We start from the raw sequence: 12,949 nt of genomic DNA on the forward strand, positions 1-12,949 counted from the left end.
TCACTTCGTTGGAAGCCACTGAAAAACTGATAACGTAAATTTTTTTGTGATTCCTAGCTGGTGATTGTAGCAAAAGGCGAAGACTCCTGAGGGAGCTAGCGCTAGGTGGAGACCCCGCAGGCGTAGCCGAGGAGGCTCCACCAGCGCCCCTAGGAAACAGCGGTGTTTATTGAAATTTCAAAATCAATGTCTTTTTCAGTGGCTTCCTTCGTTGCGGGATCTCAACCAATCTTTTCTCCCCCGCTGGAGTCTCACACCTTGCACTCCAATCTACAGGGAAATTTGCTATGAACAAAAATCAACTTTACTTATAGTCCTGTAAATTCGCTTGCTTCGTAGTATTCAGAGTCAATTAGTTCTTGTTGTACGTTTTCTTCGTCCACTACGATGACATCTGTTTGTTTTGCTTTGACTTCTACTTCTCCGTTATCGTAAGAACCAGTTGTTTCTGGAGTTTTGCCGTCTAGGATTTCTACTGCAATCCCCATAGCATCCGTCACTAATGTACGTACATCTTTAAATACTGTCATGGATTGCTTGCCATCAATGATATATTGGATGGAAGCTTTTTCTGCATCCTGACCTGTTACTAAGTAGCTTGATACTTCCCCATCAGTTGCGAATACGTCTGCGATAGAACGGGCTGTACCGTCGTTTGGCGCAAGTACCGCCACATCACCTTTCATATCTGCACCCACTGCAGTTAAGTGTGTTTGTGCTTTGTTCTTCGCTTCGTTTGGATCCCAGTTAGTTGTTACCTGTCCTAGAATTTTACTCATTTGGTCACGAGTAAGTTCAGCTGTGTCTTTTAACGCTTCCGCTTCACTGGAGTTTGCAATTTTGAACGTTCCGTCTGCAATTTTTGGTTGTAACACACTCCAAGCTCCTTCAAAGAAAAGGAAAGCGTTGTTGTCAGAAGCTGCACCAGCATATAGGTAAAGCGGAACGCCAGATCCTTGTACATTATCGATCAGGTATTGTCCTTGAGCAGCACCAACTGCCACACTGTCAAATGTCACATAGTAATCCACTGCATCTGTGTTTGTAATTAAACGGTCATAAGAGATAACCGTGATTCCTTCTTTCTTAGCCGCTTCTACTGCTGCAGCTGCTGCATCTCCATCTTGAGGAGTGATAATCAGCACTTCAATTCCTTTGTTGATTAATGTTTCAACGTTCTCTTTTTCCTTAGCGGAAGAACCTTGGCTAAAAAGGATTTCTGTTGTATAGTCAGAGTCTTTCAATGCATCCTTGAATCGTTGCTCGTCTTGCACCCATCTTGGCTCATCCTTTGTTGGCAAAACAATCCCCACACTTACACTGCCGCTTCCCCCTGTACTGCTGTTACATGCCGCAAGCATAGCTGTAAAAAGCATTAAAACCAGTAATAATGACGTAGCTTTCCAAGTCTTCTTCATTTGTTGCTCCCCCTTTGTTTTGCTTGTTTCATTATTTAATTACAACTTAATTATATGGCAGGGGATAATTGTGTTGTAAGCGCTATCACTAGCACTCTTTTGGTATTGTCTGTACTTTTTTAATAATTGGGAATACTTCCTATTCGACCGAAACTCCTCGCAACCAACCTCTACTGTCTAATAGAACGCTTCTATTCGACCGAAGCTCTTCACAAACACCCCCTTTTGTCTAATAGAACGCTCCTATTCGACCAAAGCTCTTCACAAACACCCCCTTTTGTCTAATAGAACGCTTCTATTCAACCGAAGCTCCTCGCAACCAACCTCTACTGTCTAATAGAACGCTTCTATTCAACCGAAACTCTTCACAAACACCCCCTTTTGTCTAATAGAACGCTTCTATTCGACCGAAACTCCTCCATAGCAACCACTTTTGTCCAATAGAACAAACCTATTCGATCGACGTACCTCCACATCAGCCGCTAACATCTAATGAAATCCAGAAAAAATAAAAAGCGCAGCCGCTCCTCAGCAACTGCACCCACACAACATTAACTATTAATATTCAACTATCACCATTCTTTTCTCTTCATGCGACCGACGAATTGCATCCATTACGACCTGCACCACATGGCCATCCTCCAATACCGGCAAATGAGGATTTACCCCCTCTCCTGATAACGCTTTATACACCTCGTCCAAGAAGCGATAAAAAGCATTAAAATAACCAGCAGCAACAGGATTCATCCCATCTGGTATCGACAAAGCTTCCTCTATATCCACTTCTTTCATAGGATTATTTCCATATCCAACAACCACTTTGTTGTCCTGTGACATTTTAATCGTACCCTCTGTTCCGTAAACCTCTAGCTCCCATCCATTTGCATGACGAACGGCAATGTTGGAACCAATCCTAAACGTGCCCCCACCAACAAAACTACCTATCGCTTGGAAAGCATCATCTGCTGTACGGACTTCCTTCTCACCGTTTTCATCAGTGAACTCCGGAACATGAGTAGTCAGCTGGCCTGAAACAGATTCTACTCTCGCATCTGTCCACCACAACAGTGAATCAATTAGATGAGAGCCCACCGCTCCAAGCATCCCGCCTGCCTGATCACTTTGGCTTAGCCAGCCGCGTTTACTTGTTGCATACCTTTCATACCCTGCAATATTTAGCGAGAAGTTCACGTGCAACACCTTGCCTATTTTCCCGCTCGAGATCATTTTTTTAACCATCTGTCTAGCTGGCAAAAAGCGATACTCAAAATTAATCCAGCCCATTTTCCCAGCTGCATTTTTTGCATGTATCATCTGATCAGCCTCTGCCGCATCAAACGCCATAGGTTTCTCACATAGAACGTCTTTGCCGCTCGCGAATGCTTTTACCACCATGTCATGATGTAACAATGGTGCAGAAGCGACAGAAACCAAATCTATCTCTTCTGAATCCAGCATTTCCTCCCAGTTTCCATAAACGTTTTCAATGCCTGTTTCCTCTTTAATCTCATCTAGCCTCCCACGGGATACACTGGCAATGGATACTACCTCAAACCCTGGATGACTTCGCATCACTGGTGCGTGAACCTTTGCACCAAAACCTGTTCCGATAATACCTACTCTTATTTTTTTCATGAAGATTCCCCTTTTATGTAATTTGTCTCTCTTCTAATTTCGACAAAAAACAGCACTCTCCTTTTTAAATTCGGAGAGTGCTGTTGTAGATTGCATATTAGTGACGATATTTAATTGCCAAACCTTTTAAGAAATTCCTCGCATATTTATCCATGCAAGCTTTGTAGTTTTTGTGCCCCTTCTTACGTAAAAAAGCACCAAGTTCACCCTTTGTTATGGTCACGCCGGCTTCTCCAATAATGTCAATAATATCTTCTGTTGTTAAGGAGAGTGCAATCTTTACCTTTTTCAGAAGAATATTGTTTGCTGGTTCATTGGAAAATGGAGGCTTTGCAGGCTGGCCAGGTCTTGGTTCCTGTCTGCCTCTTTTGAAAATAATCAAACCGTTTAGGAACGATTCCAGCTTGTTATTGTTGATAGGAAGGATTTCTTCCTCCTCAAGCGCCTGTTCATATTCTTCCTCGGTGTCATAGTCATAGCTATCCACCTGTTTGGTAAGCATCATCTGAACTTCCTCTTTTGTTACATCGATGTCCCCAAGCTTAAAGATCTCGACCATGTCGTTGTCCTTAATGTCTAGTACGTATCTTAGTCTAATCAGTATATCGTTGTTAGTCATGTATAAACTCCTTTTTTGTATTGCTCATTCCCTATATTTATTACCATTTACCAATAAATTTAGCATTTATTTTGCTAAGGGAATCTCTATCGTGACAACAGTTCCTTCCTCAACCTGTGATGTTATTCCTATATCTCCATTGTGCGCATGGATGATTTCTTTCACAATGGATAAGCCGAGTCCTGTCCCCCCAATTTTTCTCAGGTCAGAATTATCAACCCGATAAAATTTAGTAAAGAGATGTGGAATCGCTTCTTTCGGAATTCCAATACCATGGTCCCTTATTGTTACCTGTAACATCTCACCCTTAGAAGTAATCGTTATATGAATTTTACCACCATCAGGAGAATATTTAATAGCGTTGCTCAGCAAATTGGCCATTACTTGTGCCAGCTTTTCCCTGTCAGCTTCCACTTTCGTGTGTTCTGTCATTACTTCAAGAAGTATTGGATGCGTATTGGCGTTGTGTTGGAAAATCTCACTTGCTTCTTGAATGATCTCTATTACATCTTCCGTTGTTTTGTGGTAAATTTGTTTTCCAGCTTCCATTTTCTGTACATCCAGAAAGTCATTGATTAACGCTGTCAGACGCTTTGCTTCCTGATAGATTGTTTTCAGGTAGGTTTTTTTACGTTCTTCGGATAACTCTTTGTAGATCATTCTTTCTGTAAACCCTAGAACACTGGCTAATGGCGTACGTAGTTCATGACTTACGGTACTGACAAACTCCGATTTCATCCTATCCACTTCATACTCTTTTGTCATATCACGGAATACCAAGATGTAGCCATAGGAAAGATCTTGTCGTGAGACTTTTTCTTTATACATCTTAAAGACACATCTCTCGTGCCGTTGATACAACTCAAATATTAAGGCATCATCAGCAGATTCTTTCTCACTAAAAGTAGTGAGTAGATCGGTTCGGAGTTTCTCTTTATTGACTGCCATTTCAACAAGAACTGTTGTCCATTCTTCAAACGATAATTGCAACAGCCGATTAGGCGTTGGGAAGTTCAATAAAGAACTCATTCGGGTGTTGGCCTGGAGTACGCTACCTTTTTCATCCACTAATAGGACCCCTTCTTGAATGGTGTTTAGAATGTCCTGATAAAAAAGGCGGTTCTCTTCTGAATCCTCATATAAATCTACTTTTTCCAAAGCCATACTGACCTGCAGTGCTAGTGCTTCGCCTGTTTCCATTTCTCTTTCAGTAAAAGGCGCATCATATCTTGTGAACTGCATGTAAGCTGCTGTTATACCATTAGATGTATGGACGGGTATGAATAAATCAAAGGCTGCCATATCTTCCGAATGGTAGGTTGCCTCCATGCGACTGCATTTTCTATCCACCTTAAATGCTTTTTGGACATCCAATAATTGTTGGAGAAATACATTATTTTCTTCAGACCTTAACTGTTCTACCGCGTTCTTTGACAGACCAATAGAAGCAGCTGTTTTTTTATCATTAAGCATCATCATGATGCCAACTTTTGCCCCTAATACTTTCCCCATATTACGGACAACATTTTCTAACAGACGCTCTCTGCTTAATGTCTCTGCCATATCATGAATAAACTTATTCCTTAACTCGAGTTGCTCATTACTCTCTTCAATTATCGAAATATTTTCTTCCAATTGCACTTGCTGTGCTTGAAGTTCGTCCTGCTGTGCGTGCAGTTCGTCCTGCTGAGCAAGTAGTTCTTCATTTTGCGCAATCAACTCTTCTTCTTTGTATTGTAGAGTATTTACCATCGTATGAAGGGCATTGGATAATACACCTATTTCATCCGAACTATGCTGATAGGAAGGTAGCACTGTAATTTTCCCATTTGTCACATCATCAGCTGCCTCTGAAAGTTCTCGCAGTGGTTTACCAACCTGTTTGATAAGCACCCAAGTTATGAGGAACAGTAGGGAAATGACAAGCAGAAAATACAAGGAGAATAACAGCTGACTGGCTTGTACTTTATCAGACATCAGGTCCACATTGTTTTCTATTTCCTGGTCTACTTCATACCGGTAGTCTTTCATATAATCCATAAAATCAAGGAGTCTAGCGGATGCTCCCTGGTTAAATAGGTAGTCCTGAAGCTCATTCATATTGTCTTGTTCATATAAATCCTGAATTTTAGGAAGGTATATAGAAAAATAGAACGTATGGAAATCTGTTACTTCACGCACAAATTGTTCGTCGTTCCCGTCTTCCGCCATTTCCGCAAGACTTTCAATATCATCTTTAATGTTGAGTTCAAATCCTTTTGCATCTTCTAACATCTCTCGGTTGGAAAATGCGACATACCCACGATACTTCAGGAACGAACTATTAATATTATCATCAATGGCTTGTATTTTCTCCTCCTTTTCTTCGAGCGCTTCATTCCTTTCCTTGAACTCTTGAGATAGGGAGTACTCGTAAACCAACAGTGTTATGATCCCAGTGACCAAAACTAGAAAAAAGATCCCATTTATCGTTAGAAATTTCGTAGATATACTATTTTTCCATTTCATTTAGCATTGCCTCTACTTTTTCTGCAAGCTCCATCGGACTGAACGGCTTGGACATAAACCCTGAAGCTCCCGAGGCAGCGACCTCATCACGAACGGATTGCTGACTTTTAGCTGTAAGGATAAGGACTGGTGGAACAGGGTTCAGTCCCATCGTTTTCATTTTGGTTAGCACTTCTAATCCTGTGTATACAGGCATCATATAATCCAGGATAACCAGATCAAAACTTTTCCCCGCTTCCAAAATATCTACCGCTTCTTTTCCGCTGCATGCCTCCATTATATGGTGTCCTTCATCTTCAAGCGTATCTGTAATGAGCATGCGAAGAACACTCTCGTCCTCAGCAAGTAATATATTTGCCATCTTTGACTCCTCCATTTATCATTCGATTCCAAATTATTGGGATACCCCTTTTCGTTGCATTTCTCCCCAACCTCTCTTCTTCCTTAATACATCCAAGATGCCTTGGCACCTCCAGATTATAGTTAAAGGTCTGTACCAGAAGGTTTCTGTAAGGGAATAGAAGAATAAGACAACTATATGCCTTGCTTTAGGGTATCGTTTGAGACTCCACTCTTCCATCAAAACGGCCAACATGGAGTAGATAGAACCATAGATGACAAAAAGCAAGAATAAGAGCAAAGCTATTTCTTCATTCATACCACCAAGAAAAAAAGAGAGGATGATATATAAATAACCTGTTAATTCTACAACTGGCCCCAAAAACTCTATTAAAATAAAGTATGGCATGGATACCATACCAATGGATCCATATTTAGGATTGAACGCCATAGAACGATGCATCCACAAACTTTCAAATAGCCCCCTGTGCCATCGATTCCGCTGTCTTTTCAAAAATGTCATTTCTTCCGGAGCTTCTGTCCAGCATACTGGGTCTGCAACATAGACAATTTTCTTGTTGGCCTTCTTTTCCTTTATATATCGGTGCAGCCTTACGACTAATTCCATATCCTCTCCAACGGTATGTTTATAGCCCCCTGCATCGGTTACCCACTTTTTGGAGAAAACCCCAAAGGCACCTGATACAATCAATAAAAGATTGTGCCTGCTTAACCCAATTCTTCCCACTAAAAATGCGCGCAAATATTCAATTACCTGCATGATGACCAGTGGATTGGAGGAAAGTCCCACCTTCATGATGGATCCATTTTCGATAGCAGAACCGTTAGCGATTCTTACACTTCCACCTGTGGCAATAACGTCTCCATCAGAATCTATGATTGGCTTCATTACTTTTAAGAAGGCGTCCCTTTCCAGTATAGAATCGCCGTCCACCGAACAGAAATACGGATAAGTGCATACGTTAATTCCAACGTTTAATGCATCCGATTTCCCGCCATTCTCTTTATCTATCACATATAAATAATCATAAATAGAAGACTGGTAGATACCTTTTACTTCTTTTGTCATCAACTTTTGTTTCACTATTTTCTTTATTTTTTTTAGTTGAAATTCCTCAATGAGCTTTTCCATCGTATCATCTTTTGAACCATCATTAATGACAATGATTTCATACTGTGGGTATTCTATGCTAAGTAAAGAGCGAACAGATGGAACAATTCCCAGTGATTCATTATAGGCCGGTACCAATATAGAAAGGGGTTTAGAATAACTTACATCCAATAGGTCCTCATACGGCTCTGTTTTGTCCAGCTGATAGTTCTTCCTAACTTGGAATAAGGAAACCAGCAACATGAACAGATAAAAAAGAATGACAAATCCCATATAAGCTATAACAAACCAACCAATCCCCTGTAACAGCAAATTAATAAAATTATAGTCCACGGATTTGCCCTCCTTTCTGTAACCATTCTTCCGCCATATCTCTTGCAAAGCGGTCTGGGGAAGTTTCCAGGACCTGATGGAGGTGGTCTGCCCCTCCTTGGATTGATAAGATGGATTTGGCAGCGTTATTTCTGACATCATAACTTTTGTCACTTAGAAGCTCAGTTAAAATAAAGAGGCTTTCCTTATGGTTGGTCCTGCCAAGTAATTTACTGAGCATTAATCGCTCTTCCCAGGTGCTTTCTGGAAAACCTACATGCTCCATCCATTCCAGGATCTTTGAATACCCTAATTCATTCATTGCTTTTAAAATTCTGATTTTCTTTTCTCCAGAAGAATTCCTAAGTAAATCCTCAAGGAAAGGCAAAAACTCCCTTTTTCCCTGAATTCCTATCATATCTAGCACTGGAAACTGAATATATTCAGGGAAGGCATCAAATCTTGTAACCATCGTCTGAAACTGTCTCTCAGTCATTACCCCCAATAAGGATCTGTACATGAATTCTGAAAGAAGCCATTTTGGTTCTTTCAATAAGTCCTCCCAGTGATTTGTTTGAAATCTCACAAGGATTTTCAATAATTGTCTTCGTTCTTCCTGAGACAGACTTCTTTGCTCGTAGGTATCAAGAAGGTATGGTACCATGCTTTTAAGGTGAAAATCCTCAATTGCATACAGAGTATTCATCCTTATGCTCCAGCGACGATGAAGAAGGTTCCGCTTATACTTCTCAATGAAGTGGGTATTTGCAAAAAGAGTAATTCGCTCTTGCACTTCATCCCCTTGAACAACATCTGCAAAATCGCTGAAGAGTTCTTCCATTGCTTTCCACTGTTTTCCGTTCCATTCCTGTTCAAGAATGGCTTGGTTTTGCCTGTATAAGTATTCAAAAACTTTAGCCCTTAATTCTTCTTTATGCTGGTCAATTTTTTGACGTAGGCTGTTCTGCATTATTTTGGTGACAAGCATATAGAAAAATAAAATAGAGAGCAAAATAAAAAAAGATAGAATGATTAGCAGCACGATCGTTACAAGACTATTAATCAATGTCACATCCCTCGCTTTATCAAGTGCAGAAGCCTTGCTTCTACCTCAAGTAGCTTAAAAGGCTTTGTGACATAATCATCCGCTCCAAGCTGCAACGCTTTTTGTATGTCCCTTTCGCTTTTCCTAGAGGTTAACATCATTACTTTAAACTGGTCATGGCGCCTTTCCGAGCGAAGTCTTTGTAACACTTCCAATCCATCCATTTTCGGCATCATGCCATCAAGAATAATCACATACCGATCCTCACTCTGTAGCCACTCCGATTGCAGAAAGCTTTTTCCATCCGGAAAAGTTTCTATTTCAATAACCCTATTGGAAGGAAGGGACAGCTTTCCAATCACTTCAGAAAGCATCATTCTAACAATTTCATCATCATCAACAATAGCTACCTTGACCTTCTGTGTAACTACTTCTTGGCCTTCATATACCTCGACTCTTGCCCTTCCTTTCTTTTTTGCTTCATAGAGAGCCTTGTCTGCACGTTCCATTACTCTTTCCAATGACAAACCACCTTCTGAAACCTGAACAACTCCTCCTGAAAAGGAGCAAGTGAATGATTCTTGATTGACTTGAAAATTTAATTTCATAAAACCATTCAGAAGGCGTTCAACCAGCTTTAATGCTTCCTCCTTAGCCGTATTCGGCAGCAACATAGCAAACTCTTCTCCACCATATCTTGCAAACACATCACCAGATCGCATATTTTGCTTCATATACGATGCTAGCCGCTTCAATACCTCGTCACCAACAACATGCCCATATGTATCATTTACCTGTTTAAAACAATCGAGATCAATGATTCCTACACTAAACGGCTCTTTTCCTCTTGTAAAGATTGACTGCTGTTTTGCAAAAAATGACTGGAAGTACTTCCGGTTATACGCCTTTGTGAGTTCATCCACCAACAACAATTCATCATATTGCTTTTTTCTCCCCACTTGCCTTGTAACCCTTACTTCAAACTCTTCTATGTCCAAGGGTTTTGACATAAAATCATCTGCTCCGGCACGGTAAGCGTTTAATCGGTTTTCTCTGTTCGGCTGGTTGTCAATTACCATAACAGGTGTCAACATTTGCTGCCCGCTTGCTTGAAGCCTCTCTAACAATGGAAGCCCTTTTTCATCTTTCAATCCCGCATCAATTACCAGACAATCTGGTTTCACATCATAAAGAGTATCAACGGTCTTTTCAAAGTCTGTACTCACCAATACATGGAAAGACTTGCTCTCAAGATACTCTTTCCATTCAACCAGTAAAGCTGGATCGGGATCAGCGATAAGGATCCTTGGTTGATCTTTTGTGAGTTTTGTAGTCATCCCTATCTTCTTGCAATAACCGATAACTTCTTGCAAAAATAATTGGCATTCCTCCAGCTGCCACATTCTTTTTTCAGCAACATCTATCTTTTCATATAACGCTTCTGTTATGTCCCCAAGTTCATCCAGCCCGACTGTCCTAGCAGTCCCTTTTATAGAGTGGACAAACCGATATACTTCTTCGTGCGGAACAGCGCTGGCACTGTCTTCCCACTGATCTATTTGATTTAAAATAGTAGCAATTAATTTTGTTTTATATTTATCCAATACAGCACAACCTTCCGATAAGACACTCCAGATGAATAGCCTCTAAACTACATATTATATATTAATTATAAAGAGGAATGATTAAGATGTCATGGATAAATTTTCATAATCACCGTCACAACCCCATCCTTGAATCAATCAATTGAAGCAATAAAAGAAGACACCACTCATTCAGATGAGTGACGCCTTCTATTAATATGATATATGGTTGCTTACTACCTGAGAAAATCGTGAGGCTACCGTCCATCAATCCTAGGTACGTCTTCACAATCGTTATTATTCTTATAAAAAAATGCTTACAATAATGGCTGTAATAAAGCTTGCCAGGGTTCCTGCCACGATTGCCTTGAAGCTTAATTTGGATACGGTCTTTTGTTGGGTGGGCTCGAGGGAACCTAATCCAACAATCAATTGTCCGATGGATGACAGGTTGGCGAAGTTGCAAAGCGCAACGGATAAAATGGCCACAGTTTTTGGTGAAAGGTCATTCATGATTGCCGAAAGCTCGTTGAACGCGACAAACTCGTTGACAGAGAGCTTGGTGCCTATAATGGAAGCTGCCCTGAATGCTTCATCCATCGGAATGCCGATCAGCACTGCTAAGGGATAGAAGACATAGCCGAAAACGGTGGAAAGCTCTGTGTGGAGCAGACCAAGCAGGCCGTTGACCAGTGCCAGAATTCCAATAAAAGCAATCAGGAGTCCCCCAATATTGATGGCCAGCCTCGTACCGTTCAATGCTCCATCTGCGATTGCTTCGAATACATTGGTATGCGTGGTCTTTCCTAGTGAGATATCGCCATTTGTTTGGGATTCCTCTGTTTCAGGCTCCATCACTTTGGCAATCACAAGGGAAACGATCGGCACACTGAATACGGAAAGAAGCAGAAACTTCATATCAATCCCCATCAAGGAATATCCTATCAGTATCGCCCCGCTTGCCGACGCGGTTCCACCAACCATGACAGCAAAAACCTCTGATCGCGTCAGCTTGATTAGATAAGGCTTGATTAATAACGGAGCTTCCGCCAAGCCCAAAAAGGAGTTGCCGATCGCATTGAACGATTCCACCTTTGTTGTACCTAAAACCTTGCCAAGCCCAATCCCGATATATTTTACAAAGAAGGGAATGATGCGCAAATAGTAGAGAGCAGAAATGAGTGCCGAAATAAAAATGATCGCGCCTAGGACATTAATCGCAAAAACGAAGGTGATGTTGGTCCCTTCCCCAAAAAAACCTCCGAAGACGAACATGATTCCTTCTGTGCTATAATCGATGACCTTCTGTACACCGAGCGCCGCATTCTCTAAGATGCTTTGTCCAAAAGGAACCTTCAAAACGAACAAAACAAGTAAAAATTCAATGCTTATCCCTATAATGACCGTGCGCCATTTAATAGCAGAACGCTTGCTGCTATATAGCCAGGCCAAAAACAGGACACCAATCAAAGAAAAAACGCCATAAATAAAACTCAATGCAAGATACCTCCCAGTGATGTGTTTTCTTCAACGACTGCTTATATCCCCATATAGTCGTATGATGTCAGACAGCTTCAGAGTAAAATAAAAAAGCGTATGTGACCTTCTCCCAAAATAAAGAAAGCCCCATACACTTTTCATGCATAGAATGACTTTCCTTATAGTCCAGCAATTTAAGGCTGCCAGGTAGAGACTTATGGTCCATATCACCATAGTTATATAAGGAATTCGTATGAAGTTATTTTGACACTTTAACATAGGGAATAACTTTTGCACAATATGAAATACTGAAGCTTATATATTATGAAAGTTCACACTATCTGTATGGACCACTAGATTTAAGCAATCATCCCCCGAAATATTACTTCACTTTTCTTCTAAGTCGTATAATAGTCTCCTCAGGCTTTACATCTTTCCCGATTTGCTCCTGCCTTTTCAAAATGTCCCTGATTTCTGTAAGCAATTCTAAATTCGTGATAGCCTTAACCTTGTATTCTTTCTTCTCTTTTCTCCGCCCGTATCTATTAAAAATCTTAATGACAGTAAAAATAGCCACCGACACCAGGAGGAAATCCATCATCGATTGGATGAACTTCCCATAAAAGACAAATGCCCCTCCAACCCGGAAATAAAGAGCCTCCAGATTCACTCCCCCTACAATGATCCCTATGATCGGCATGATCATATCCTCTACAAGGGAATTGACGATATTATTAAAAGAAGCACCAATGATCACCGCTATCGCCAGCTCAAAAACGTTTCCTCTTGAGATAAATTCTTTAAACTCCGACCACATACCCCCACCCTCACAATCCACATTTTCTACAATCTATATGTGGGGAAGGGGGAGATATGTCC

11 protein-coding genes and 1 riboswitch are annotated in these 12,949 nt (G+C 40.8%); all 11 genes read right to left on the reverse strand.

Annotated elements, in window-relative coordinates; all coding sequences use genetic code 11:
- Window positions 1–308: 308 nt before the first annotated feature.
- Complete coding sequence (locus HC179_RS19635; RefSeq protein WP_168865892.1) at window positions 309–1,418, reverse strand: sugar ABC transporter substrate-binding protein; 1,110 nt, start codon at window positions 1,416–1,418, stop codon at window positions 309–311.
- A gap of 558 nt (window positions 1,419–1,976) precedes the next feature.
- The gene (locus HC179_RS19640) at window positions 1,977–3,053 is read right to left on the reverse strand and encodes a Gfo/Idh/MocA family protein (RefSeq protein ID WP_168865893.1); all 1,077 of its coding nucleotides are present in this window, start codon (window positions 3,051–3,053) and stop codon (window positions 1,977–1,979) included.
- A 97-nt stretch (window positions 3,054–3,150) separates the two neighbouring features.
- Window positions 3,151–3,672, reverse strand: a complete 522-nt coding sequence (locus HC179_RS19645) for a YehS family protein (protein WP_168865894.1) — start codon at window positions 3,670–3,672, stop codon at window positions 3,151–3,153.
- 66 nt (window positions 3,673–3,738) lie between these two features.
- On the reverse strand, window positions 3,739–6,180 hold the full coding sequence (locus HC179_RS19650) for an ATP-binding protein (protein WP_168865895.1): 2,442 nt from the start codon (window positions 6,178–6,180) through the stop codon (window positions 3,739–3,741).
- Window positions 6,164–6,541: a response regulator gene (locus HC179_RS19655; protein WP_168865896.1), complete on the reverse strand. Its 378-nt coding sequence runs from the start codon at window positions 6,539–6,541 to the stop codon at window positions 6,164–6,166. Before HC179_RS19655 ends, HC179_RS19650 begins: the two co-directional genes overlap by 17 nt.
- A 33-nt stretch (window positions 6,542–6,574) precedes the next feature.
- A complete protein-coding gene (locus tag HC179_RS19660) occupies window positions 6,575–7,924 on the reverse strand; it encodes a glycosyltransferase family 2 protein (protein WP_168865963.1) in 1,350 nt (449 codons plus the stop codon).
- A 49-nt stretch (window positions 7,925–7,973) separates the two neighbouring features.
- Window positions 7,974–9,029, reverse strand: a complete 1,056-nt coding sequence (locus HC179_RS19665; RefSeq protein ID WP_168865897.1) for a HEAT repeat domain-containing protein — start codon at window positions 9,027–9,029, stop codon at window positions 7,974–7,976.
- Between the two features lie 2 nt (window positions 9,030–9,031).
- Window positions 9,032–10,612, reverse strand: a complete 1,581-nt coding sequence (locus tag HC179_RS19670) for a GGDEF domain-containing response regulator (RefSeq protein WP_168865898.1) — start codon at window positions 10,610–10,612, stop codon at window positions 9,032–9,034.
- A gap of 115 nt (window positions 10,613–10,727) precedes the next feature.
- A complete protein-coding gene (locus tag HC179_RS19675; protein ID WP_168865899.1) occupies window positions 10,728–10,880 on the reverse strand; it encodes a hypothetical protein in 153 nt (50 codons plus the stop codon).
- Window positions 10,881–10,894: 14 nt separating this feature from the next.
- Window positions 10,895–12,088, reverse strand: a complete 1,194-nt coding sequence (locus HC179_RS19680) for a NupC/NupG family nucleoside CNT transporter (RefSeq protein WP_168865900.1) — start codon at window positions 12,086–12,088, stop codon at window positions 10,895–10,897.
- A 144-nt stretch (window positions 12,089–12,232) separates the two neighbouring features.
- Window positions 12,233–12,334: riboswitch (purine riboswitch) on the reverse strand.
- A 118-nt stretch (window positions 12,335–12,452) separates the two neighbouring features.
- Complete coding sequence (gene mscL / locus HC179_RS19685; protein WP_168865901.1) at window positions 12,453–12,887, reverse strand: large conductance mechanosensitive channel protein MscL; 435 nt, start codon at window positions 12,885–12,887, stop codon at window positions 12,453–12,455.
- Window positions 12,888–12,949: the final 62 nt, after the last annotated feature.

It is taken from the genome of Bacillus sp. RO1 (assembly GCF_012524115.1).
Classification (GTDB): domain Bacteria; phylum Bacillota; class Bacilli; order Bacillales; family Bacillaceae_I; genus Sutcliffiella_A.